Annotated in this window: 22 protein-coding genes; 12 read left to right on the forward strand and 10 right to left on the reverse strand. The window is 61.2% G+C overall.

Features of this window, described 5'->3' with window-relative positions; translation table 11 throughout:
- The first annotated feature begins 60 nt into the window (after positions 1 to 60).
- Together ACIROY_RS12670 and ACIROY_RS12675 are read left to right on the forward strand one after the other, a co-directional pair.
- Positions 61 to 465: a DUF305 domain-containing protein gene (locus ACIROY_RS12670; RefSeq protein ID WP_402273807.1), complete on the forward strand. Its 405-nt coding sequence runs from the start codon at positions 61 to 63 to the stop codon at positions 463 to 465.
- 37 nt (positions 466 to 502) lie between these two features.
- Positions 503 to 1,906 carry a hypothetical protein gene (locus tag ACIROY_RS12675; protein ID WP_402341854.1) on the forward strand — a complete coding sequence of 468 codons (1,404 nt, stop codon included), beginning with the start codon at positions 503 to 505 and terminating at the stop codon, positions 1,904 to 1,906.
- A gap of 1 nt (position 1,907) precedes the next feature.
- On the opposite strand, the gene ACIROY_RS12680 is transcribed toward ACIROY_RS12675, so the two are convergent.
- From ACIROY_RS12680 to ACIROY_RS12710, 7 genes are all read right to left on the reverse strand, one after another.
- A complete protein-coding gene (locus ACIROY_RS12680; protein ID WP_402272647.1) occupies positions 1,908 to 4,493 on the reverse strand; it encodes an EAL domain-containing protein in 2,586 nt (861 codons plus the stop codon).
- Between the two features lie 474 nt (positions 4,494 to 4,967).
- Positions 4,968 to 5,228: a hypothetical protein gene (locus tag ACIROY_RS12685; protein WP_402341855.1), complete on the reverse strand. Its 261-nt coding sequence runs from the start codon at positions 5,226 to 5,228 to the stop codon at positions 4,968 to 4,970.
- Positions 5,229 to 5,790: 562 nt separating this feature from the next.
- Positions 5,791 to 6,393, reverse strand: coding sequence for a TetR/AcrR family transcriptional regulator (locus ACIROY_RS12690; protein WP_402272641.1), 603 nt, complete (start codon positions 6,391 to 6,393; stop codon positions 5,791 to 5,793).
- 254 nt (positions 6,394 to 6,647) lie between these two features.
- Positions 6,648 to 7,349, reverse strand: a complete 702-nt coding sequence (locus tag ACIROY_RS12695; protein WP_402272638.1) for a Pr6Pr family membrane protein — start codon at positions 7,347 to 7,349, stop codon at positions 6,648 to 6,650.
- 80 nt (positions 7,350 to 7,429) lie between these two features.
- Positions 7,430 to 7,639: a hypothetical protein gene (locus ACIROY_RS12700; RefSeq protein WP_402272635.1), complete on the reverse strand. Its 210-nt coding sequence runs from the start codon at positions 7,637 to 7,639 to the stop codon at positions 7,430 to 7,432.
- Positions 7,640 to 7,736: 97 nt separating this feature from the next.
- Positions 7,737 to 8,357, reverse strand: a complete 621-nt coding sequence (locus ACIROY_RS12705; protein ID WP_402272633.1) for a TetR/AcrR family transcriptional regulator — start codon at positions 8,355 to 8,357, stop codon at positions 7,737 to 7,739.
- Between the two features lie 122 nt (positions 8,358 to 8,479).
- Positions 8,480 to 9,313, reverse strand: a complete 834-nt coding sequence (locus tag ACIROY_RS12710) for a helix-turn-helix domain-containing protein (RefSeq protein ID WP_402341857.1) — start codon at positions 9,311 to 9,313, stop codon at positions 8,480 to 8,482.
- Positions 9,314 to 9,481: 168 nt separating this feature from the next.
- On the opposite strand from ACIROY_RS12710, the gene ACIROY_RS12715 reads away from it, so the two are divergent.
- On the forward strand, positions 9,482 to 9,856 hold the full coding sequence (locus ACIROY_RS12715; RefSeq protein WP_402341859.1) for a nuclear transport factor 2 family protein: 375 nt from the start codon (positions 9,482 to 9,484) through the stop codon (positions 9,854 to 9,856).
- A 21-nt stretch (positions 9,857 to 9,877) separates the two neighbouring features.
- On the opposite strand, the gene ACIROY_RS12720 is transcribed toward ACIROY_RS12715, so the two are convergent.
- Both ACIROY_RS12720 and ACIROY_RS12725 read right to left on the reverse strand, forming a co-directional pair.
- Positions 9,878 to 10,870, reverse strand: a complete 993-nt coding sequence (locus ACIROY_RS12720; RefSeq protein WP_402342024.1) for a M48 family metallopeptidase — start codon at positions 10,868 to 10,870, stop codon at positions 9,878 to 9,880.
- A gap of 8 nt (positions 10,871 to 10,878) precedes the next feature.
- Positions 10,879 to 11,985: a YjgN family protein gene (locus ACIROY_RS12725; RefSeq protein ID WP_402341861.1), complete on the reverse strand. Its 1,107-nt coding sequence runs from the start codon at positions 11,983 to 11,985 to the stop codon at positions 10,879 to 10,881.
- 650 nt (positions 11,986 to 12,635) lie between these two features.
- On the opposite strand from ACIROY_RS12725, the gene ACIROY_RS12730 reads away from it, so the two are divergent.
- From ACIROY_RS12730 to ACIROY_RS12770, 9 genes are all read left to right on the forward strand, one after another.
- A complete protein-coding gene (locus ACIROY_RS12730) occupies positions 12,636 to 13,166 on the forward strand; it encodes a polymer-forming cytoskeletal protein (RefSeq protein ID WP_402273805.1) in 531 nt (176 codons plus the stop codon).
- Positions 13,167 to 13,520: 354 nt separating this feature from the next.
- Positions 13,521 to 14,390, forward strand: a complete 870-nt coding sequence (gene purU, locus ACIROY_RS12735) for a formyltetrahydrofolate deformylase (protein ID WP_402272621.1) — start codon at positions 13,521 to 13,523, stop codon at positions 14,388 to 14,390.
- A 218-nt stretch (positions 14,391 to 14,608) separates the two neighbouring features.
- Positions 14,609 to 16,237: a methyl-accepting chemotaxis protein gene (locus ACIROY_RS12740; RefSeq protein ID WP_402272619.1), complete on the forward strand. Its 1,629-nt coding sequence runs from the start codon at positions 14,609 to 14,611 to the stop codon at positions 16,235 to 16,237.
- Between the two features lie 10 nt (positions 16,238 to 16,247).
- Positions 16,248 to 16,709, forward strand: coding sequence for a chemotaxis protein CheW (locus ACIROY_RS12745; protein ID WP_402341862.1), 462 nt, complete (start codon positions 16,248 to 16,250; stop codon positions 16,707 to 16,709).
- Positions 16,706 to 18,055 carry a CheR family methyltransferase gene (locus ACIROY_RS12750; RefSeq protein ID WP_402272615.1) on the forward strand — a complete coding sequence of 450 codons (1,350 nt, stop codon included), beginning with the start codon at positions 16,706 to 16,708 and terminating at the stop codon, positions 18,053 to 18,055. Before ACIROY_RS12745 ends, ACIROY_RS12750 begins: the two co-directional genes overlap by 4 nt.
- Positions 18,048 to 18,743: a chemotaxis protein CheW gene (locus ACIROY_RS12755; protein WP_402341864.1), complete on the forward strand. Its 696-nt coding sequence runs from the start codon at positions 18,048 to 18,050 to the stop codon at positions 18,741 to 18,743. The genes ACIROY_RS12750 and ACIROY_RS12755 overlap by 8 nt, the downstream gene beginning before the upstream one ends.
- Positions 18,740 to 21,031 (forward strand): hybrid sensor histidine kinase/response regulator, encoded by a 2,292-nt coding sequence (locus ACIROY_RS12760; protein ID WP_402341866.1) that lies wholly within the window; start codon positions 18,740 to 18,742, stop codon positions 21,029 to 21,031. The genes ACIROY_RS12755 and ACIROY_RS12760 overlap by 4 nt, the downstream gene beginning before the upstream one ends.
- A complete protein-coding gene (locus ACIROY_RS12765) occupies positions 21,031 to 22,053 on the forward strand; it encodes a chemotaxis response regulator protein-glutamate methylesterase (protein WP_402272609.1) in 1,023 nt (340 codons plus the stop codon). The genes ACIROY_RS12760 and ACIROY_RS12765 overlap by 1 nt, the downstream gene beginning before the upstream one ends.
- A 107-nt stretch (positions 22,054 to 22,160) precedes the next feature.
- Positions 22,161 to 23,120 carry a diguanylate cyclase gene (locus tag ACIROY_RS12770; protein ID WP_402273803.1) on the forward strand — a complete coding sequence of 320 codons (960 nt, stop codon included), beginning with the start codon at positions 22,161 to 22,163 and terminating at the stop codon, positions 23,118 to 23,120.
- Between the two features lie 40 nt (positions 23,121 to 23,160).
- On the opposite strand, the gene ACIROY_RS12775 is transcribed toward ACIROY_RS12770, so the two are convergent.
- The gene (locus ACIROY_RS12775) at positions 23,161 to 24,810 is read right to left on the reverse strand and encodes a fatty acid--CoA ligase (RefSeq protein ID WP_402341868.1); all 1,650 of its coding nucleotides are present in this window, start codon (positions 24,808 to 24,810) and stop codon (positions 23,161 to 23,163) included.
- Between the last annotated feature and the right edge of the window lie 14 nt (positions 24,811 to 24,824).

A 24,824-nucleotide genomic window follows, 5' to 3' on the forward strand; every position in this document is an offset into this window, starting at 1 on the left:
GGAGTTTGCATGGAACAAACAAAGCGATTCATTTCCGCCCAACGCCACCTTGCCGCAGCGATGGCGGTTGCCGGTTCGGTGCTGGCGGCGACGATTTTCCTGTGCGCCAGCAGCAACGCGCTGGCGCAGGACATGCCGCATCACCATGGCGCCACACATGACATGGCGCCGCCGGCCTTCATCGCCAGCACGGCCAAGCCATTTTCAGGATTGATGGACGACGCCATGGCGGTGATGGACCACGGCATGGCGCAGGCGCCGATGAACGGCAAGCCGCCGCACGATTTCATCACAATGATGATGCCGCATCACCAGGGGGCGATCGACATGGCGAAGGCGGTGTTGCTGTATTCCGATGATCCGGAAATCCGCAATCTGGCGCTGGGCATCATCACCGAGCAGCAGAACGAAATCAAGGTCATGCAAGCCTGGCTGCAGCGTCATGGCGGCACGGACGGCAAGTAATTTCATCATCACAATCCAACTCAGGGACACCATCAACATGAAAAAATCCTCACTGGCGCTGGGCGCCGTCGCAGCCTTGTTCGCACACGCCGCTTCGGCCTTGCCGGCGGGCGACGATCGCGTCTACACCGCCGACCAGAACAGCAATACCGTCAGCGTCATCAATCCTGCGACCAATACGCTGGTCGGCCAGATCCGCCTCGGCAATCCGCGCCCGGACGTGCTGTCGCCGCTGTACAAGGGACAGATCAACGTGCACGGGATGGGCTTTTCGCCCGACCACAAGACGCTGCTGGTGGTGTCCAACGGCTCCAATTCGGTGACCTTCATCGACACCGCCACCAACAAAGTCAAGGGCACGACCTATGTCGGCCGCTCGCCGCATGAAGGTTTCTTCAGCGCCGACGGCAAGGAGGTCTGGGTGGTGGTGCGCGGCGAGGATTACATCTCGGTGATCGATCCGGTCAGCTTCAAGGAAACCGGCCGCATCCAGACCGGCGTCGGTCCCGGCATGGTGCAGTTCATGCCGGACAACAAGCTGGCGTTTGCGGTGTCGAGCTTCACGCCGCAGGTCGACGTGATCGATGTCCAGTCCCATAAGGTGATCAGGAAAATCGACGTCGTCAGTCCGTTCTCGCCGTTCCTGCAATTCACGCCGGACTACAAGGAGGTCTGGATGACGCACAAGGACGTCGGCAAGGTCACGCGCATCGATACGCGCACGCAGCAAGTCGTCGGCGTGATCGACACAGGCTTCATCACCAACCATCTGTCGTTTGCCAAAATCGGCGGCAAGGTGCTGGCGTACGTGACCATCGGCGGGGAAAACGTCGTCAAGGTCTACACCACCGACAAGGACGCTAAACTCATCGCCACGATTGCCACCGGCGCCTTGCCGCACGGCATCTGGACGTCGGATGACAGCAGCCGCGTCTACGTCGGCCTGGAAAATGGCGACGGCGTCGAAGTCATCGACACGGCCTCCAACAAGGTGATCGCGCATATCGGCGGCGGCCAGGCGCCGCAGGCGCTGGTGTATCTGTCGCATGTTGCAGGCGCTGACGGCGGTGCGGCAAATCTCGTTGCGCGCGTGAACAGCGATCCGCTGAACATCCGTTTGCAAGCGGCCGCTGGCGGTCCGGCTGACGCGCGCGGCTTTGTGGTTTCGCGCAATCTCGGTGTGGTCGATGCGCTGGAAGTATCGCTGTTCAAGCTCAAGCCACAGACCGCGTACAGCGTCTATCTGGATGGTCAGGCAGCGCCGGTGGCGCGTTTTGTCACCGATGCCAAGGGCATGTCGAACGGCACTGCTATCGGCCCGTTGCGAGAACTGGCGGCCCCGGATGCTGCAAGCATGGCTACGGCTGCGGCGCGCATCGTCGTCATGGAAGGCAATGCCGCGGCAGACGTTTCCAAAGCGGTGCTGGTGCAGGCGAAGTAACTCAGGCCAGCGTCACCGGGGAAGCAGGGAACAGATAGCGCCGTCGCATCAGCGACGGGATCTCGGCGGCGGGGACGGGGTGCGAAATATAGTAGCCCTGGACCTCGTCGCAGCCCAGCGCCTGTAGCAGATGCAGCTGCGCTTCAGTTTCCACGCCCTCGGCCACGACGGTCATGTGCAAGGCATGCGCCATCGACACCATGGCGTTGAAGAGCACTTCGCTTTCGGCGCGCACGCCCAGTTCGGCGGTGAAGGCCTTGTCCACTTTCAGCACGTCCAGGTCGAGACGCTGCAGTTGCGACAGCGAGGAATAGCCTGTGCCGAAATCGTCCACCAGTAGCTTGATGCCGAGCTGGCGGAACGACGCCAGTTCTTCGGCCACCTCAAGGGCGTCGGCCATCATGCAGGATTCGGTCAGTTCGATTTCCAATTGGGCCGGGTCGACGGCGTGTTCGGCCAGCGCAGTGGCGATGATGTCGTTAAGGTTGCCCTGGTTCAGCTGGCGTGAGGAGACGTTAACCGACATCGGCAACAGCGGCAGTCCGGCGATGCGCCATTGCGCCAGTTGCGCGCAAGCCTTGCGGATGATCAGTTCGCCCAGCTTCAGGATCAGACCGGTTTCTTCCGCCACCGGGATGAACTCGAGTGGCGACACGATGCCGCGCACCGGATGCTGCCAGCGCGCCAACGCTTCCATGCTGCAGAATTCACCGCTGACCGTGTTCACGCGCGGCTGGAAATACAGCACAAACTCGTCGCGTTCGATCGCCAGGCGCAGGGCGTTTTCGTTTTCTATCTTGATTTGCAGCCGCTCGGACAATTGCGGCTGGTAGAAGCGGAAGCGTTTCTTGCCCTCCGACTTTGCCGCGTGCATGGCAGTGTCGGCATGCTTGAGCAAGGCATCGACGCTGTTGCCGTCGCGCGGGAACATGCTGATGCCGATCGACAGGTTGATTTGCAGGATATTCTGATTGGACAGCATCAGCGGCCGCGAGAACGCCGACAGGATGCCATCGGCCAGTTGCGCGGCTTCATCGATGCTGCCGCCCTGATGGATCACTGTGAACGAGTCGCCGCTGAAGCGCACCACCTGATGCGGTGCGGGAACCAGTTCGCGCAACCGCTGTGTCACCGCTTGCAGCAACAGGTCGCCGCTGGAGTGGCCGAGCGTGTCGTTGACGTTTTTGAAGTCGTCGAGATCGACGAACAGAACGGCAAAGCCGTGGCCGTCGCCGGCGGCGTCGTGCAACAGCCGGTTCAGGTAGCGCATGACCCAGTGACGGTTGGGCAGGCCGGTCAGTTCGTCGGTATTGAGCTGCTCCAGCAGGGCCAGTTCATGCGCCTTGCTTTCGCTGATGTCGCGCACGGTGATGGCCAGTCCGAAGCGCGTGCGTACCATGCGCCGATGCAGCCACGACGCACCGAGCGGGCTTTCGGGCGGGGTCTCGAATTCGTCTTCGTATTCGCCGTTTTCCATGGCGCTGCGAAAGGTCGGCATCAGCGTCGTGAAGTATTCCGGCGAATAAAAGCGCGACATGTGACTGCCGATGAGTTCGGACTTGTTGATGCCGAAGATGGCGGCGCCGCGTTCATTGCAATCGAGCACCTGGAAGTCACTGATCTCGCCGTCCTTGCCGCGCAGAGCCAGCCACATGTAGAACCCGTCGGCACCGCCTTCGGTGACGATGCCGTAGGCTTCGCGCGCTTTTTCGATTTCGTGCTTGCGGATCGCAAGCCGCATCGAGAACAGCATGCCAACCACCGCGCAAATCGCCAGGAACACCGAGCAGGCGCTGGCGATGAACATGTAGTCGGCGGCGCGCTCTCGGAAAGCCGCGTAGACGTCGCGCGTCGACACGCCGACCGCAGCCACCAGGGGATAACCGCGCACCGTATGCCAGGCGACGATGCGTTCTTCGCCATCGCCGAAGGTGGAGCCGGGCATGACCATGGCGGCGTTGGCGCCGACCAGCGGCGGCCGGGACTTGAACACGGTCTCCTGCGTCTGCAGCGCGTCCATCGTGCGTGACAGCAGCGGCGTGCCGTCCGGTTGGAACAAGGCGATGAAGTCTTTCTTGCCGAGCGCGGATTCATCTTGTGAAGGCGCGAGGAAGGCCGGTTCCACCGCGACCATGACTATGCCGTTGAAGTTGCCCTCGGCATCGTTGAGACGGCGCGAAAAGCGGATTAGCATACGCTGCGAACGTACCCCTATCGCCGGGTTGCTGATTAACAAGCCGCTGTGCGCATGATTTTTGTGGTTGAGGAAATAATCGCGATTGGCGATGTTGGCCAGCTTCTGCAGCGACAGCGAACTGGTCATGAGCTGGCCATCGCGGTCCGAGATGGTCACGTACAGCAGCGATGAGGTCGGATAGAGACCTTGCTGCTGCTGATCTTCCACGCTCAGGTGGCCATTCGTGAAATTCCAGTAGTACTTCAGGTGCAGGGTGATCTGGTCGACCTGGCTGATGGCGCGCGCCAGTTGTTCGGCATAGGACTTCGACTGGACGCTGGCGTCTTGCAACGCGTTCTTGCCGATTTCCGCTTCGCGATCGTTGAGACGCGCCAGCAGCAGCGACCACATGACGATTGCCAGGATGAGGCACCCAAGGGGCCAGGCCAGAATGCTGAGGACTTTGGGTAGGCGCTTCTTCACTGTTGTTGGCTTATAAAAAATTTCAAGATCTGAGGAGCGACCCGGTGGCAATACGGCGATACGGCAATACGGCAATACGGCAATACGTAAGGTGATCGGCGATGCTGACGCTTTCTTTAGGTCCTTTTTTGTTATTTTTTGTTCAAGCAGCTGTTCAGGAGCATGAGGCGGACATGCTCAAAGTAATTCTATTTTTGCAAATGATTATATAGAAACGTTAGCGTATTCATACGATCCGGGGGCGTCTTTGAACAGACTTTTTCAACTGTCCGTGTGGATGCATTGTCCGTCATGTGGCAGTCGTCACGGCAGGCAGAAGCGCGCATGCGCATTACGCAGCACGCCTGGTTGGCTGAGGGAGGTGGCCAGCCATCCCGGGGAGGGCCGGCTGAAATCATGTGTTCAGGGCGCCGATGTTTTGCGCTTGCAGTTCCAGATCCGCACGCCCAGTGCGCACCAAACCAGGAAGATGACCATGTTGGCGGGCACCCAGACCAGTTGCAGCCAGATGTAGTAACGCATCGCTTCGTTCCAGTGACCGGGATTCTGCAAGTCGGTCATGTCCATCCACGGCGCTGCGCTGAGGGAAGCATATTGCGTCCATCCGAGTATGACGGCCATCGGAATCAGCAGAAAACTCCAGAACGAGACAGTGCGATGCACACGGACGTTTGCATATGAGGAAGAGTTGATTTCATCGTGACCACTGCGGTACGTCGCTTCATGCGCTGAACATGAGCGCACGTTTATGCGGCCCTGTTCATGACAGTGGTTGTGTTGACTGCTCGCGTTATTTTTTTCCGCATTTGCCACATCGTTCTGCATAGTGCCCCCGCATCTGCAAACTGACTTGATTGAATTTATTGGGTTTCTTATTTCATTCTCGGCATGGCGCCGACGTCTTATTCCGACAGGCAAAGCCGCAGATGCGGACCGTCGTCGCGCCGTTCAGGCGCAAGACGCTGCAGAAGATCAAAGACGAACCGGGAAAGGGGAAGTCGGACGTGCAGCCCTGGCGTAGAGGTGCGAACAAGCGGTCGTGTCTCTGGCTGACCGGAGGTCGCCAAATGAGGACAGGGCATTTACGGTTCTCGCTGAGGTTGAGCGCATCCCTGACCGAGGGCCGGGATGCGTTGTTGTGCAATAAGAAAAACAAGACGATACGTTTCGTCTCTAATTCTAGGTGCAAAATTCCTACGGCGCAACAAATCTTGCGAGAATGTTGTTAAATTAATTCGATATTGGTTTTGGCGGGAGTGATGCCGTCGAGCACCAATGCGACGTGCAGGTCAATATGGCGTTCATCGATGCCGGCATGGCGCATGAGCATGCGCTGGATGATCGGGCCGTACAGCAGGTCGAAGATGACGTCGAAATCGAGGTCAGGCTTGAATTCGCCGTTCTCAATACCGCGCAACAGCACTTGTTTGGCGGCGTTGCGGCGCGGATCGAGGAAGTTGTCGTTGAACAGCCGCATGGTCTCGGCGTCGAACTGTGACAGTCCGATCATTTCGCATACCACACGGCCGGTTTTGCCGCGATACAGCTTGGCCAGCTTGCGGATCTGATTTTCGATGTCGTGGCGGGCCGATTCTGTCTCCGGGAAGGCGACAGTCGGACCGACTTCGCGCAGCAATGCTTCCATGGCCAGCGAGCTTTTGTTCGGCCACCAGCGATAGATGGTCGCTTTACCTACACCTGCGCGCGCAGCCACGCCTTCAAGCGAGAGCTTGTCGAAGCCGATCTCATCGAGCAGGACGCAAGTGGCGTCCAGGATGGCATCGTGCGTGGCCGGGTTGCGGCGCCTGCCTGTGGCGGGGTCAGGCATGTAGGTGAGAGAAATGATCGTGCTCCAATGATGGGGAATACAGTCTGTCCACAGCCTATATCGGTCATCTGCGTGACAACTTGAGAAAGAAACCTCGATCGCAGCGTTTTTCGACAACATTTTTTTACATGCGCAGACGAATGAAGTGTGCCGGCACGACCCGGAAAGCCGCCGGACGCCGGTTGGACATGACTTGCCGCAAAGCATTCCATGCGTCGACTTCAGCTTTGGGCGAACGTGTGCCGGACGCCGCCTCAGCGACGCAGCAGGAGATTCTTGCCGGCGTTGTTGATGATCAGCAACAAGCCCATCAGCGCCAGGAATCCTGCGAACAGGCCGGTGGCGTTCAGCAGCACGTGCGGATAGCCGAGGTCGCGGACGTTGATGAAGGGATAGGGATAAAAGCCGGAACTGCCGCCGCGCCACAGCGTGATGCTCAGGTAGCCGAGCGGGTAGACCAGCCACAGCAGGCATTTCTTCAGGCTGGGCTGGAAGCGGGGGACGAAGAAGATCCAATAGACCAGCGCCAGCAACGGCGTGACGGTATGCAGGCTTTCGTTGACCAGTGCGCGAAAGCCGGTCGGCTGCCACAGTTGGCGCAGCAGGAGGTTGTAGGCAATCCCGACGAAGATCATGTAGGCCACCACTGCCGTAATGACCTGCGGCCTGCGGAAAAAACGGCTGACCGGATTCGCACCGGGCAGGGCGAGCGCGGAAAAACTCACGGCGCTCAGCAGGATGGTCAGGTTGGTGAGATAGCTCGTCAAGCGTTCGACGCCGTCCATGACCGTCATGCCGCGGTCGAGCAGGCGGTCGATGGTGATGTCGGTCTGGGCGCTCAGCGCGAACCAACTGATCACGGCGATCAGCAGGGCGAGCATGCAGGCGAGGGTGGTCAGTTGCCGGTCGGGGAAGATCTCGGCGGACAGGGTGGGTTCGTTGTTTGGCGTAGACATCGGCAGTTCGTCGGGGGCTGGTATTGATAAGGAGATCGTCAATCCAGTGACGGCAATACCGCAGCGACCAAAGCAGACGCTCAGAACTCCTTCACCGGAACCTGGATATTGACCGCCGCAACGAAAACATTGTTCCTGGCCGCAGCATCCGTCTGCTGCTCTACGAGTTCTGCCGCCTCGATGAAGACGAAATCCTCATTACTGTCAGGCACCAGGTTCATCGCCTGCAATAACTGGAACAACAACGATGCCGCGATGGGCAGTGCAATAGCACCGATGATAATCCACATGATTCACTCCCTGTTTAGCACGATAGTGCGAAATTTGAATAAAAAAACAAACACAATTTCTGCCGGCGGCGCCTGCCATAGGGGCGCTGCAGCAGCCTCAGCCGTGATAATTGAAGCTGCGGTAAGTCGAAATCAACCGGTCGTAAGCTGTTTGTACGCGCCCCAGCGCCTCCGGATCGCGCAGGAAGCGCGCATCGTGCATCAGTCCGACCATCAGGCAATACAGCTCGAACACCAGTTGCTGGGGATCGGTGTCCGGGCGCAACTGGCCTTCTTCCAGCGCCTGCTCGATGGTCCGGTGCAGCATGCCGCGCCATTGCAGGATGTTCTTCTTGATGCGGTCGCGCATCGGGCTGTCCACCACGTCGTCGTATTCAAAAGCGCCGGCGATGTACAGGCAGCTGACGTCGTTGTTGGTGCGCTGCAGCCAGTTGCGGATCATCTTGTTCAGGCGCGGCAGGCCGCGCGGCAGCGCCATCGCCGGCTTGAAGATCTCTTCCACGAAACGCCGGTCGAACTCGTCCAGCACCGCCTGCTGCAAGGCTTCGCGCGAGCCGACGCGCGAAAACACGCCGCTCTTGCTGATGTTGAGCCGCTTGGCGACCTCGCCCAGCGACAGCGACTCCAGCCCCTCGTTTGCCGCCATCTCAAGGGCGGTGTCGACGATCGCGGCCAGGGTCAGTTCGCTTTTGGCGGTACGGGTGATGACGGTATCCATGGCCGTCAATTTAGCACACTAGTGCGAAATGTAAACCGCTTTCTGCTGCGATCGTAAAAGTACCGTAGCCGGATTGAGGCAAAAACGAGGGAATAGTGTCGCGAGGAAATTTTTTGTGCGCCTCAGTCCGGCAGCATTGCCCTCAAGGCTGCGGAAGTCTCCGCATTGGCCGGAAAAAAACACTCCATCGCCAGTTCCGACAAGGTGATGTCGACCGGCGTGCCGAAGATGGTGGTGGTGCTGAAGAAGGACAGCGTGCCCCGGTCCGTCGCCAGCTGGAACGGCACCGCCACGGCCGCATATGGCGAGGCCGGATGGGCATCGGCGCCGGCCCCGGGCGGCTCCGGGTAGCCTTGCAGCTCCTTCATCAGGTCGATCAGCACCAGATCCGCGCTCAAGGCGATCTGCTGACGCAGGCGATCAAGCATGTGGCGACGCCATTCCGGAAAGTTGACGATGCGCGGCGCCAAGCCTTGCGGGTGCAGGCTCAGGCGCATGACGTTGACGGGCGCGGCCAGCAGTTCCGGCGCCACGCCGGTGAGCAGCAGCGCAATGACGCGATTGGCCGACACCAGGTTCCAGTGGCGATCGATCGCCAGCGCCGGAAATGGTTCGTGTCCGGTCAGGATCTGTTCGATCGCGGCACGCGCCGCCTGCAACGCCGGATCGTCCAATGCGCGCTCCGGAAACAACGGCGCGAAGCCGCCCGCCATCAGCAAGGCATTGCGTTCGCGCAGCGGGATCTCGAGTCGTTCGGCCAGCCGCAACAGCATCTCCCGGCTCGGTTGCGAGCGGCCGGTTTCGAGAAAGCTCAGATGACGCGTCGAGATTTCAGCCTCGCAAGCCAGGTCGAGCTGGCTCATGCGACGGCGCAGGCGCCATTCGCGCAGCAGGTCGCTGGCGCTGCGCGCAGCGGTGCGGGATGGTGTCGTAGTCAAGGGAGGTGTCGTGATCATGAGCGGATCATAGCGCATCGTCCGGCATCCTCACATTACCTCCGAGGTAATTGCCGGTGCTACCGGGTCTGCGCAAAGATCTGTCTGACGCCGCACCGGATGTGTTGCAGATGCACCGGGCGGCGATCGATTGAACGCCTTTTTTCATTCACCCGTATGGAGCCGAACATGACAAACCTGAACAACGCACACATGAGCAAGCTGGTCGACCTCTACATCGCCGTCTGGAACGAACCCGATGCAGCGCGCCGCGCCGGCCTGATCGAGGAACTGTGGACCGCCGACGCGAGCTATCGCGATCCGCTGATGCAGGGCGATGGTCATGCCGCCATCTCGCAACTGGTGGCGGCGGTACACGAGCGCTTCCCGGGCTTTCGCTTCAGCCGCATCGGCGCGGCCGACTTCCATGGCGATCATCTGCGCTTTTCGTGGGCGCTGGGATTGGATGATGAAGAAGCCATGATCAAAGGCACCGATTACGCCGTCCTGCAGGAAGGACGCCTGCGCAGCGTGACCGGCTTCCTCGATCAGGTGCCGGCCTGAGTCTGAACGGCCGCCGGCCAGCTATTGGGCGCTGAGAATGCGCTCAACCCGCTCGGCGCTGGCCGGATGACTCGACAGGTAAGGCGGTACACCGCCGCCGGCAGCTTCCTTCTCGCCCAGCTTCTCGAAAACGTACGCCAGCTTCTTGCGGCTGATGCCGTTGGCCCTGAACAGATCCACGGCATAGTCGTCGGCCTCGCGCTCGACGTCGCGTGAATATTTCATGTCCAGCAGCACGGTCGGGATATTGGCGATCACCGCCGAGACGTCGCCGAACAGCGCCGTCGCGGCTGCGCCGATGGCCGAGCTCTGGATCAGGCGGCGCATCAGGTGGCGCCGGTGCACGTGGCCCAGTTCATGCGCGAGCACGCCCATGACGGCGTCGTCGTCGTCCAGCAGCGTGACGATCTCGTCGGTGAGCACGATCTGACCCGACGGCAGCGCCAGCGCATTCGGCCCGATGCGGCTTTTGCGGAACACGATCTCGTAGTGCGGTACACCTTCGACTTCTGCCGTCAGTGCGCGAAAGCGCGTCGTGATGGCGGTGCGCCGTGCGGCCGGCAATTGCGTCGGCAGCAGGATATGGTCGTCGAGGAAGTCCAGCGCGCCGTCGCCGATGCGCTGCTCGACGCTGATCGGCAGCGAGCGCGCGACGACTTCCGCCGCCAGCGGCAGCAGATAGAGGTAGCCCAGCACCAGCACCGCCACCAGGGTCGCGGTCGCGGCCAGCGTGGCGCGCCAGTTCTGCTGCATGCGCACCACCAGCGAATCGCGGTGCGCAGTGGCTTGCAGCAGCATGTTGAAGGCGGCGTTGTCCTGGATTTCGAGATAGGCGCCGTCGGGGAAGGTCACCTTGCGGGCCGCCCGGTTGAGTCGTTCGGACACGCGCAGTTGCGTAATCGGGCAGGTCCGCTCGGCATCGCCGCTGATGGTGGCAATGCCGTCGGCCACGTCCAGCGTGACCGCGTGGCGACGCGAGGTCCTGCCGTCGAAGTAAAACGCCGCAACCTGCATCGGGGCGCTCAAAGCGACAGATCGAAGTCGAGCAGGTCGCTCAGGCCTTCACCGGCGGCGGAACCTTGCGCCGCATTGTCGGCGATGAACTCGTCGAGATTGCCGGCCGCATGCAGGCTCATCGATTCGATCTTGTAGCGCAGCGCGCGGATCTGCGCAAACGGCGTGAACAATCCCAGCGTCAGCACGATGCCGATGATGTTGGTGAAGGCGATGAACATCATGCGCGGCCAGCGCATCGTGCTATGGAAGCGGTGCTCGCCAAGACGGGTATGGTTCCAGATCAGGTTTTGCAGCAGCGTCAGGAACAGCGGATACATCAGGAACGTCCACACATACAGCGCAAAGAACAGCAGCATGAACGAGAACACGCTGTGCGCGCCGAAATCGCGCCCGGCGGCAATCAGCGCGGTGCCGCCCAGCGCCACCACGATCGCGATGAAGCCGGCCAGGTAAATCCCGAAGCCGATCAGGTAGGTCTTGTAGAAACTGCCCACCGAACCGTCGAATGAGAAATGGCTGGCGCCGAAGCGCGATTCATTGTGCTGGAAGCGCTTGATGCGCTGATGCGTGAACGGCGTCAGCAGGTACAGCGTCAGCACGGTCAGGATGGGCAGCAGCAGATAGGTCTTGTAAGCGCCGCCGGCGTTGCCGCGAAAACCGAAGCGGATCCCGCGGTAGCTGGAGTTGTACAGCTTGAACTGCAAGCTGCGCCAGATCAGCCACGGCACCGCCAGCGCAAACACCAGCAGCGCAATGACGCCCAGCAGCGGGTTGTAGTTGAACGCGAACTGGTAGCCGAACAGCAGCACCACCGCAACGATGCGGCCCTTGAGGATAGCGATGGGGTTGCCGTGATACTCGAAGCTGGTGCCTGCCACCGTCGTGTTGTCATAAAAATAACGCAGGCGGCGCACCTTGGCCCACGCCGAATAAATGCCGAAGGTGACCACCGACAGCAGCAGATTGACTATCCATATGCGGAAATATTCGGAGCCGCGTCCGCTGAACGAAAACGCTTGCGCCGATGGCCCGGTGTGTGCCGGCAGCAGCGAGGCAAAGCTGACCGGTTGGTTAGGTTGAGGCTGTCCCGCCGGATCGAAAGTGTCGCTCATGTTTACCCCGTTCGTTGTTATGGAAATAGATACGCGACGTGAGCAATGAGTCGGCGCGTCGTTGAGTGCGGCAAAGAATCTCTTGCGGCCTGCAAAAAGTCAAGCTGTTGAAGGAGGGCGACGCACGATGTCGACGACGTGAAAAATAAAAAAGAGATGCGGAAGAAAAATAAAAAAAGAAAAAAATGCGCCGAAAAATGTAACCGACATCCGTCATGCGATGGACCAAAACGATGGTGTCGCCGATTGGCGACACCATCATCAGCGTCATGAAAAATAATCGCCCTCACAGAGTGAAAACGCGCAAAAAAAACGACGACGCACGAGGTGATATTTGCGTGTCGCGAAAATTTTATACGCATAAAAAATTCGTGCTGCGATTTGCATTGCGCCGATGTTCCGCAAACTCATTGCTCTGTTACAAAATTCTCGTGAACTTTCTATTTCATGATGTGCCGAATCGCCTGATATCGCTGCACAACTCATGTCGTGAAAACGCAAACGGCATCAGCATTACAGCGATCTCATCCTCCGCGGAGGACAGTGTTCATCATCGCGTCGAAACAGGGCGCCACCATATGAGGATCATGTCCCCGATTTGTTTTATCAGTGCCACGTCTTGCACCGCACATCTATCTTCAGGAGATACCATGCTTCGCTCAGAAACTCTCTTTGGCAAACGAGAAACCAATTCGCCAAATTCCCCTTTCAGCGCCAACAACAACTTGACGCAACCGGGCGTATCCAATGTGTCCAAGACGGCGACTCCGACTTCCACTTCTTCGTCCGGTTCGCAGCCGAACAACAGCTCCGGCTCCAACGAAATGGGCAGCAAGCTGATCGTCGGACCCAACATCAAATTGAAGGGTGTCGAAATCAATGATTGCGACACGCTCGTGGTCGAAGGCCGCGTGGAAGCCACCATGGATTCGCGCGTGATCCAGATCGCCGAAAAGGGCGCGTTCAAGGGATCGGCTGAAATCGACCTGGCTGAAATTCGCGGCGACTTCGACGGCGATCTGACCGTGCGCCAGAAACTGGTGATTTATTCGAGTGGCCGGGTATCGGGCAAGATCCGTTACGGCAAACTGGTGATCGAAGAAGGCGGCCAGCTCAGCGGCGATGTGCAGGTCGGCGGCAGCGCAGAGCAGCGCGAACTGTTGCAGGCTAAAACGGCTTAACGGACGCATCAATTTCACCTGGCCGTCTTACTTGATCGAGTAAGCGGCGATCGTCAGCTGCTTGCCGCAGGCGCGGCAGCGGCGTGTCCGCCTGTGGCCGTCTATCGGATTATTGATCAAGTCGGCTGAAACAGCGCGATGCTCTCCGGAATGTTCCGGACGGGTTGCTGACCTTGTTCGCCTGTTTTTAACGGTTTTTGGCCGTTTTTCGTGCTTTCCAGACCCCTGGTGGGGGTTTGGCGCTTTGTGCGCGTGCGCCGGGCATGCGACAATAGCGGTTTTTCGCCATTCGGCTGCATTCCGGAGTCTTTTTCCGGGACTTGGCGGCAGGCGACAGCGCTTTCAAGATCGACTATGACTCACCCGGAATACATCCTCACCATCTCCTGTCTCGACCAGCGCGGCATCGTTCATCGCGTGTCGGGCTTTCTTGCCGATCACGGCTGCAACATCATCGATTCCGCCCAGTTCGGCGACGCCCAGTCAAAGCTGTTCTTCATGCGCGTGCATTTCGCGTCGGAAGACGCCTCGATCAGCGACGAAGTGCTGCGCGCCGATTTCGCACTGCTGGGCGGTTCGCTCAACATGGACTGGGAACTGCACGACGCCGCCGCCAAGCCGCGCGTCTTGCTGATGGTGTCGAAGATCGGCCATTGCCTCAACGACCTGCTGTTCCGCTACAAGAGCGGCCTGCTGCCGGTGGAAATCCCGGCCATCGTGTCCAATCACACCGATTTCTATCAGCTGGCGGCAAGCTACAACATTCCCTTCCATCATCTGCCATTGGCCGCTGGTGCATCGGAAGAGGCCAAGCTGGCGCAGGAGGCGCGCATCCTGGAAATCGTCGAGCACAACCAGATCGACCTGGTGGTGTTGGCGCGTTACATGCAGATCCTGTCGCCGTCGATGTGCACTGCGCTCAAAGGCCGGGCGATCAACATCCACCATTCCTTCCTGCCCAGCTTCAAGGGCGCCAAGCCGTATTACCAGGCGCATGACCGCGGCGTGAAGCTGATCGGCGCCACTGCGCATTTCGTCACTAGCGACCTCGACGAAGGCCCGATCATCGAGCAGGGCGTCGAGCGCGTGGACCATTCCATGGGACCGGATACGCTGACCGCCATTGGCCGCGACATTGAGTCGGTGGTGCTGGCGCGCGCCGTCAAATGGTTCACGGAACACCGCATCCTGCTGAACGGCCACAAGACGGTGATCTTCAACTGATCACGCTTTTGTGAGCTTGCAGGCGAAAACGCCGGTGCAGATATCTGCACCGGCGTTTTTCATTGGGGCCGCGAGTGGCAATGCGCAGGCGATTCAGCGATAATGCGCGGGAAGCAAGAATCTAGCGGTTTTTCGATGATTTTTCGATATTAATTTCACGCCAGATTTCGCATCATCTTCTGCAGCAACTTTTATCCTATTGAGAGAGCCCCGTCAGCATGAAAAATTGGACGATCAAACAGCGAATCCTCGGCAGCTTTGCGGTCATCCTGATCCTGATGGCGGTCATGGCCGGCATCGCCTACACCAGGCTGGCCAAGATCGACGACGAGGCCACCAGCCTGCGTCAGGACTCCACGCCAGGGCTGTATTACAGCACCATGATCAACGCCGCCTGGTATGAAAACCTGCTGCTGGGCCAGCAAATCGCCCAGGTTGACGATACCGAGGCGACACGCCAGGCCGACATCGCACTGCTGCGCGCCAACGGCGAACGCCTCAATCATCTGCAGGAAGAATACGAAAAGACCATCTTCACCACCCGCGATCGCACCTTGTTCGATCAGTTCAAGCAGGCTCGCATGGCATACCGGCAGATCCAGCAGGAAATCCTGCGCATGGATTTGTCCAGCCCCAATCCGGCCGTCTACAAGATCATTTCGGACCAGCTGCGTCCGGCCTGGCGCACCGGTTATACGCTGACGCAGAAGATGGTCGAGATCAACAAGACCATTTCCGACGATTCGGCGCAACGCATCACCGATGCCGTGACCCAGGCCAAGACCAGCATGCTGATCGCAGTGATCGCCGCGCTGGCGGCAGCGGTGGTGTGCGGCTACTTCCTGCTGCGCGCGATTACCGGTCCGATGCAGCGTCTGATGGGCATCCTCGACGTGATGCGCGCCGGCGATTTTTCGCAGCGGCTGTATTTCGAGCGCCGCGACGAGTTTTCGCATCTGGCGGCGGGCTTCAACCGCATGACCGATGAGCTGACCGCGCTGGTCGGCCAGGCGCAGAAATCGTCGGCGCAGGTCTCCACCTCAGTGACTGAAATCGCCGCGACTTCGCGTCAGCAGCAAGCGACTGCCTCCGAGACGGCCGCCACGACCACCGAAATCGGCGTCACCTCGCGAGAAATCTTCGCCACCTCACGCGACCTGGTGCGCACCATGAACGAAGTCTCGCTGGTGTCGGAACAGGCCGCCACGCTGGCCGGCAGCGGACAGAGCGGCCTGACGCGCATGGAAGACACCATGCAGGACGTCATGGAAGCGGCCGGCTCGGTCAGCGGCAAGCTTGCCATCCTCAACGAGAAAGCCGGCAACATCAACCAGGTCGTCACCACCATCACCAAGGTCGCCGACCAGACCAACCTGCTGTCGCTGAACGCCGCCATCGAGGCGGAGAAGGCCGGCGAATACGGCCGCGGCTTCTCGGTCGTGGCGACGGAAATCCGTCGCCTGGCCGACCAGACTGCGGTGGCCACGTACGACATCGAATTGATGGTCAAGGAAATCCAGTCGGCGGTCGCCGCCGGCGTCATGGGCATGGACAAGTTCTCCGACCAGGTTCGTCGCGGCATGGCCGAAGTGCAGCAGGTCGGCACCCAGCTGTCGCAGATCATCGCCCAGGTGCAGGCGCTGGCGCCGCGCTTCCAGGTGGTCAACGAAGGCATGCAGGCGCAGGCCAACAGCGCCGAACAGATCAACCAGGCGCTGCTGCAACTGAGCGAAGCGGCCCAGCAGACCGTCGAATCGCTGCAGCAATCGAGCCAGGCCATCGACGAACTGAACCTGGTGTCGAACGGCCTGCGCAACGGTGTGTCGCGCTTCAAGGTATCGGCCTGAGCGGCCTGCCATGCTGTTCCTGATTTTCCAGATCGGTAATGAACGCTATGCGCTCGACGCCGCCGAGGTGGCGGTGGTATTGCCGCCGGCGCCGTGCAAGCAGGTACCCGAAGCGCCGCCATGGGTGCGCGGCATCTTCAGCCACGACGGCCGCAACGTGCCGGTGCTGGACGTCAGCATGCTGGCGCTCGGCACGCCTGCGGCCGCACGCTTGAGCACGCGCATGGTGCTGGTCCGTTACATGCCTGAAGGGCAAACGCCGCAACTGCTGGGACTGATCGTCGAGCGCGCCACCGACACGCTGCGCTGCGAAGTCGCCGATTTCACCGGCTCTGGGCTGATGCACGACAACGCGCGCTACCTCGGTCCGGTCATGCGCCAAGGCGACAATCTGATCCAATGGGTCAAGGTGGCCGACATGCTCGACGCCGACGTCCAGGCCTTGCTGTTCCCCGAGGAGAGCCCGGCATGAGCGCCAATGCTTCCCTGATTTCCCACGATGACCACGCGGCAGTCGAACCGATTGCCGCCATGCTCAAGCAAAACATGGGGCTGGACATTGCCGCTGTCGGCAGCGCGCTGATCGAGCGCGGAGTGCGCGAGCGCATGAAGGTGCTGGGCCAGGCCGACATGACCGGATACCTGCATGTCCTGCAATCCGGCGTGGGCGAATTGCAGGAGCTCATCGAACTCGTGGTGGTGCCGGAAACCTGGTTCTTCCGCGACCGCGAAGCGATCCTCGCCGTGGCGCGGCTGGCCCGCGAAAAAATTATTCGCGCGCCTAACGCCTCCAACGCCACCGTACGCATCCTGAGCCTGCCTTGTTCGACCGGCGAAGAACCGTATTCCATCGCGATGGCGCTGCTCGAGGCCGGCGTGCCGCCCGCGCAATTCCGCATCGACGGCGTCGACATCTGCCATCGTTCGTTGGCCGCAGCGCAGCGCGCGGTCTACGGCCGCAATTCGTTCCGCGGCAAACAGCTCGAGTATCGCGAACGCCATTTCACCGACGGTCACGAAGGCGCCGGCCAGCACGACTGGGCGCTTGACGAGGACGTGCGGCAGCAGGTCGCTTTCCGCTTCGGCAACATGCTGTCGCCCGACTTCATGCGCAACGAAGCGCCTTACGATTTCATCTTTTGCCGCAACGTGCTGATCTACTTCGACCGCGACGTGCAACAGCAGGCGGTGCAGGTGCTGGAGCGCCTGCTGGACCGCGACGGTTGCATTTTCGTCGGCCCGGCCGAGGCCGGATTGCTGCTCAAGCCGCATATCGAATCGATCGGCATCCCGCTCAGTTTCGGGTTCCGACGCAAGAAATCGGTTGATCGTGTGGACTTGCCGCTGCCGCCACTGAAGATGGTGGCGGCAATTCCCCGGATTGTCGCGCCTGAACCTGCGCCGCCACCGCGAGTCCGGCCTGTGCAGGTTGCACCGTTTCGTCAACGTGTTCCAGACGGGACGCCATCTGCCGTTGTACAGAATGACCTGCTCGCGCAGGCTCGCGCCCGCGCCGATCGCGGCGAACTGGCACAGGCCGAGGCGCTGTGCGAGCAACTGAATGCTGTCAGTCCCAACGCCGACGCTTACCATTTGCAAGGCCTGATCAGCGATGCGCGCCAGGATGCCAGCGCCGCGCAGCAGCTGTACCGCAAGGCGATCTACCTGCAACCCGACCACCGCGAAGCCTTGTTGCATCTGGCGGCCTTGCTGGCGGCACAGGGCGACGATGCGGGTGCGCAGCGTTTGCAGGAACGCGCGGAACGAGCCCGGAAGGCGCAACTGAAACCGGTCAATGGGGAGCGCTCGGATGCCTGATTTTGTCTCTTCGCCGGTCGTCGTGGAAATCGCCGTCGACGATTGCTGGAATCGTATCGGCGTACGCGGCGACAACAGCTGCGCCAAATTGAAAGAATATTTCCGCTGCCTCAATTGCCCGACCTTCGCGTCGGCCGCCTCGGCGCTGCTCGACCGGCCCGTGTTTGGCGACGATGCGAGCGATGCCTTGTTTTCGCCCATCGGCGAGGGCGAGGCGCAAGTGCGTGGTCGCGGCGACGCCACGGCATCGATGCTGGCGTTTCGCGTCGGCGCCGAGTGGCTGGCGTTTCCGACCGCCGCCGTGGTCGAAGTGATCGAGGCGCGCGCCGTCCATAGCTTGCCGGGTCAGGCCAATCCTGCCGTGCTCGGGCTGACCAATATCCGCGGCGCACTGAAAATCTGCGTATCGCTGGGTCGCATGCTCGGCATGGCCGCTGCCGATGCTGCTTCAGCCAAGACTGCACAACGCCTTCTGGTGGTGGAGCATGAACAGCAGGTGCTGGTGTTCCCGGTCGATGAAGTCGCCGGCGTCTACGGCTATGCCGCCGATGCCGTGCAGCCGCCACCCTCGACCATGGCGCATGCGGGCATGACGTACACGCAATCGCTGATCTCGTGGCGCGAGCGGCAACTTGGCCTGATCGACTGCGGTCTGCTGTTTTATGCCCTGAATCGGAGCCTGACATGAGTTCGCCCGATCTGCGGCAGATGACCATGCTGGAATTGTTCCGGCATGAAGTGGAAAGCCAGGTGCAGGTGCTTAACGCCGGCCTGCTCGAACTGGAACGCCACGGTGTTGACGTCGATCCCGAACAGTTGGCCGAGCCGCTGGAAGCGTGCATGCGCGCCGCCCATTCGCTCAAGGGCGCGGCGCGCATCATCACGCTCAACGCCGGCGTCAACGTCGCGCACGTGATGGAAGACTGTTTCGTGCTGGCGCAGCAGGGCAAGCTCAGTTTGCGGCGACGGCAGATCGACGCCTTGTTCAAGGGCGTCGACTTGCTGGAACGTATCGCCAATGCGCCGGGGGACGACGAAACCTGGGGCGACAAGGAAGGCAAGCCAGAGATCGACGCCTTCATGCTGGCGCTCAGTGTGGCCATGACCGACAGCAGTGACGATACAGGGGGAGCAATACCAGTCGTTGCAAACCAGCCTGCAATAACTTCTGTCGCGACGCCGACACCGGCCACATCAATCGAAGCTCGCGACAGCGCCCACGTTGGCGGCGGCCGTTCGGTGCGCGTCTCCGCCGACAATCTCGACCGCCTGCTGAGCCTGAGCGGCGAATCGCTGGTGGAATCGCGCCGCCTCAAACCGTTTGCCGCATCGATGCTGCGCGTCAAGCGCCTGCAGCGCGAAGCTGCGCAAGCGCTCGACATGCTGCAGCAAAAGATGAGCGCCGGCGGCGAGGCCGCGCAAGTCGCGCTCAATGAAGTGCGCGCGCTGATGCTGCAGTCGCAGCACATGGTCGGCGATCAGTTGGCCGAGCTTGAGATGTTCGATCGTCATTCCGTCAACCTGTCGCAGCGTCTCTACGAAGAGGCGCTGGCCTGCCGCATGCGGCCGTTTTCGGACGGCGCCGGGGCAGGTTCCGGCAACTACGCCCGCATGGTGCGCGACGTCGGCAACACGCTGGGCAAGTCGGTGCGGCTGGACATCGTCGGCAACGCCACCCAGATCGACCGCGACATCCTGGAAAAACTCGATGCGCCTATCGGTCACCTGCTGCGCAATGCCGTCGACCACGGCATCGAATCGCCGCAACAGCGCCTGCAGGCCGGCAAGCCGGAGCAGGGCCGTATTACTCTGGAGGCGCGTCACAGCGCCGGCATGTTGCAGGTCAATGTCAGCGACGACGGCGCCGGCATCGACATGGCGCAATTGAAGAAAGCCATCGTCGCACGCAAGCTGTCGACCGACGACATCGTTGCGCGCCTGAGTGAAGCCGAGCTGCTGGAATTCCTGCTGTTGCCCGGTTTCAGCCTGCGCGACACGGTCACCGATATCTCCGGCCGCGGCGTCGGCCTCGACGTCGTCGCCGACATGCTCAAGCAGGTGCGCGGCACCGTGCGCATCACCAGCACGGCCGGTCAGGGCACGCGCTTCCAGATGCAATTGCCGCTGACGCTGTCGGTGATCCGCAGCCTGCTGGTCAGCATCGACGGCGAGCCGTACGCGTTCCCGCTGGCTTACGTCAATCGCACACTGGAGTTGCAGCGCGAAGAGCTGGACGTGCTCGAGGGCTACCAGCATTTCAGTTTCGAAGGCCGCCAGATCGGTCTCGTCAGCGCGCACCAGATTTTGCAAAAAGGCGAATTGCGGGCCAAGGGCGAGTCGGTCATGGTGGTGGTCATCGGCGACAACGAACATACCTACGGACTGGCGGTCGACCGCTTCCTCGGCGAACGCATGCTGGTGGTGCAGGCGCTTGACGCGCGCCTGGGCAAGATCCCCAACGTGCAGGCCGGCGCCCTGATGGAAGACGGCGCACCGGTGCTGATCCTGGACGTGGCCGACATGCTGCGTTCAGTGGAGAAGCTCAGCGTCGCCGGTCAGCTCGAAAACGTCGGCCAGGCGACTGCCGACGATGCCGGCGCCGCGCGCAAGAAAGTGCTGGTGGTCGATGATTCGCTGACGGTGCGCGAACTGGAGCGCAAGCTGCTGAGCAACCGCGGTTACCAGGTCGCCGTTGCGGTCGACGGCATGGACGGCTGGAACGCCGTGCGCACCGAACAGTTCGACCTGGTCATCACCGATATCGACATGCCGCGCATGGACGGCATCGAGCTGGTCACGCTGATCCGGCAGGCATCGCACCTGCGCAATCTGCCGGTGATGATCGTGTCGTACAAAGACCGTGAAGAAGATCGCCAGCGCGGCCTCGAAGCCGGCGCCGATCACTATTTCACCAAGAGCAGCTTCCACGACGAGACACTGCTGCAGGCGGTGGTCGATCTGATCGGAGCGGCCTGATGAAGATCGCCATCGTCAATGACGTCCCCATGGTGGTCGAGATCCTGCGCCGCGTGCTGGCGGAGTGGCCCGAACACCAGTTGCTGTGGGTGGCGCAGGACGGCGCGCAAGCGGTTGAGCTATGCGCCTGGCAATTACCGGACCTGATCCTGATGGACATCGTCATGCCGGGCGTGGATGGCGTCGAAGCCACGCGCCGCATCATGCAGCAGACGCCGTGCCCGATCCTGATCGTCACGGCCGACATCGGCGCCTGCGCCGACAAGGTCTACCAGGCGCTCGGCCATGGCGCGCTTGACGCCGTCGATACCCCGGCGCTGTCGGGCAGCGACTGGCGCCAGGGTTCGGCCGTGCTGATGGAAAAAATCGACCGGATAGGTCGCATGGAACGCAAGCCTGCGCAGTCATCGGTCGCGCGCCCGACCATCGAGCCGAGGCGAATTCCGGTGGCGCCGACAGTTTCCGACAAGTTGGTGGCGATCGGTGCGTCGGCAGGAGGTCCGGGCGCATTGGCGACCATATTGCGCACGCTTCCCGATACATTTCCGGCGGCCATCGTGATCGTGCAGCACATCGACCCCGGTTTTGCCGGCGGCATGGCGGGTTGGTTGCAGCAACAAAGCAGACTGGCGGTGAAGGTGGCGCAAGAGGGCGATCGTCCGCAACGCGGCACGGTGCTCATGGCCGGCACCAATCAGCATTTGCTGTTCAGGAATCGCGATAGCCTCGGCTATGCGCCGGAGTCGCCCGAGGATGTCTACCATCCATCGATCGACGTGTTTTTCAACAGCGTGGTGCGACAGTGGCGTGGCCAGGCTGTGGGCGTCTTGCTGACCGGCATGGGGCGCGATGGCGCCGCCGGTCTCAAGGCCCTCCGCGACGCCGGCTATCACACGATCGCCCAGGATCGCGAGAGCAGTTCCGTCTACGGCATGCCGAAGGCCGCTGCGGCGCTCGATGCCGCCACCGAAATTTTGCCGATAGCGGATATCGCCAAGGCGCTGGTCAGTCAATTTACATGATGCAAAGGAACGACAACATGGAGTCTCCGACTCTTACCGGTAATGTCAGCAATGATAGTAACGACAGCGACCTCGGCATACAACTGCCGCCGGCCGACTACAAGATCATGGTGCTGCTGGTCGATGACCAGGCCATGGTCGGTGAAGCGATCCGGCGTGCGTTGTTGACCGAATCCGACATCGATTTCCATTTCTGCTCGCGCGCTGAAGAAGCCCAGGGCATTGCCGAAAAGACGCAGCCCACCGTGATCCTGCAGGATCTGGTGATGCCCGGCGTCGACGGCCTCACGCTGGTGAAGCAGTACCGCAGCAATCCGCTGACGATGGATATTCCGATCATCGTGCTGTCGAGCAAGGAAGACGCGCTGGTCAAGCGCGATGCCTTCGCCACCGGCGTCAACGATTACATGGTGAAGCTGCCGGACACGATCGAACTGATCGCGCGCATCCGCTACCACTCGCGCTCGTACAACAACCAGTTGCAACGCGACGCAGCCTACCGCGCCCTGCGCGAGAGCCAGCAGCAGCTACAGAAGAGCAATTTCGAACTGCAGCGCCTGACCAATACCGACGGCCTGACCAGTATCGCCAACCGGCGCTATTTCGATGATTACCTGAATGCGGAATGGAAGCGCGCCAAGCGCGTGCAGCAAGAGATTTCACTGCTGCTGATCGACGTCGACAACTTCAAGCTGTACAACGACAACTACGGCCACGTCGCGGGTGACCAGGTGCTCAAGAACGTCGCGCGGGCGATGGAAGCCAGCGCGGTGCGTTCATCCGACCTCAGCGCACGCTACGGCGGCGAAGAGTTCGCGGTTATCCTGCCGGGCACCGATGCCGAAGGCGCACGCGCTGCCGGCGAAAAATTGCGCGAGATGGTGGAAGCCTTGCACATCGGGCATGCGCATTCGACCACCGGCGAATGGGTCACCGTCAGCGTTGGTGCGGCGACCGTGATTCCGAAGGAAGAGCAGACCCAGAGCGACCTGATTCGCCTGGCGGACAAACGTCTCTACAAGGCCAAGCAGGGCGGAAAAAACCGCGTGATGTCGCAGGACGACTGAATTTGTTCTGAACGTCTTGCTTTTCAATCACATAAGTTGATCAGGACGGATATTGCTCGCGCATCACGCGCTTGTTGAGCTTGCCGACGCTGGTGCGCGCCAGTTCTTTCACGAACTCGATGCGGTCCGGCACGCCGTATTTTGAAATCACGCCGTCGTCGGCGGCTGCCAGCACCAGCTTGCGAATGTCGTCGGCATCGATCTTGCCGGCCTGGTCGGCCTTGAGCACCACCAGCGCCACCGGACGTTCGCCCCATTTGGCATCCTTCACGCCGATCACCGCGATCTCCGCCACGGCGGGGTGACGCGCGATGATTTCTTCGATCTCCAGTGATGACACCCATTCGCCGCCGGTCTTGATCACATCCTTGATGCGGTCGGTGACCTGCAGGTAGCCGCGCGCGTCGATGTTGCCGATGTCCTGCGTGTGCAGCCAGCCGCCTTCCCACAGGCCTTGCGACGCCTCCGGATTGTGCAGGTAGCCTTGCGTGAGCCAGGGCGCGCGCACCACCACTTCGCCGGTGCTCTTGCCGTCGTGCGGGCAGTCGTTCATGTCGGCGTCGACCGTGCGCAGCGCCACCAGCGGTATCGGGCGGCCGGTCTTCACGCGTGTGGCAACGTCTTGTCCGGTGCCGAGTTCGGCGGTGGGCACGTGCGCCAGCGACAGGATCGGGCAGGTCTCCGACATGCCGTAGCCGGTGAAAACGTCGATGCCGCGTTCGCGCGCCGCCTGCGCCAGCGCACTGGTCATGGCGGAGCCGCCGATGATCATTTTCCAGTTCGACAGATCGACGTCTTTTGCTGCCGGCGCGCTCAGCACCATGTGCAGGATCGTCGGCACGCAATGCGAGAAGGTGACCTTCTCCGTATCGATCAGTTTGAGAATGGTGTCGGGCACGTAGCGACCCGGATAAACCTGTTTGAGCCCGGCCATCGTGGCGACGTAGGGCAGACCCCAGGCATGCACGTGGAACATCGGCGTGAGCGGCATGTAGACGTCGTCGCGATGCAGGCGTCCTTGCTGCGGCGCCAGCGCCAGGCCGGCCGTGACCGCCAGCGTGTGCAGCACCAGCTGCCGATGGCTGAAGTAGACGCCCTTGGGCAGGCCGGTGGTGCCGGTGGTGTAGAAGGTGGTGGCGCGCGCGTTCTCGTCGAAGTCAGGGAACTCGCAGGTCGGCGACGCCTGCGCCAGCAGTTCTTCGTACTCGCCCGCGAAGCCGGGACCGCGCGGCGCCGGCGTGCCGTCGTCGGTGATCAGCACGCAGCGCGTGAGCGTCTTGAGCTCGCCGCGAATTTGTTTGAGGACGGGCAGGAAATCCGAATTCACCAGCAGCACGTCGGCCTGCGCATGGTTGAGCGTGTAGGCGATCTGCTCCGGCGACAGGCGCACGTTGACGGTCTGCAGCACGCAGCCCAGCATCGGCACGGCAAAGAAGCATTCGAGATAGCGATGGCTGTCCCAGTCCATCACGGCGACGGTGTTGCCGCGCTGGAGGCCGAGTTCGCGCAGCATGTTGCCGAGGCGCTGGATGCGCACGTTGAGGTCGGCGTAGGTGTGGCGGCGCTGGTTGTCGATGCCGTAGACGATTTCCTGGTCGGGCGCGGTCGCCATGGAGGAGTGAAGCAATTGCTTGATCAGCAGCGGATAGCTGTATGCCTCGGGCGTGGTGTCGATGATGTGGGGGCTCATACGGTCTCCAGTCG

Source organism: Herbaspirillum sp. NPDC101396, assembly GCF_044767365.1.
Lineage (GTDB): Bacteria > Pseudomonadota > Gammaproteobacteria > Burkholderiales > Burkholderiaceae_D > Herbaspirillum.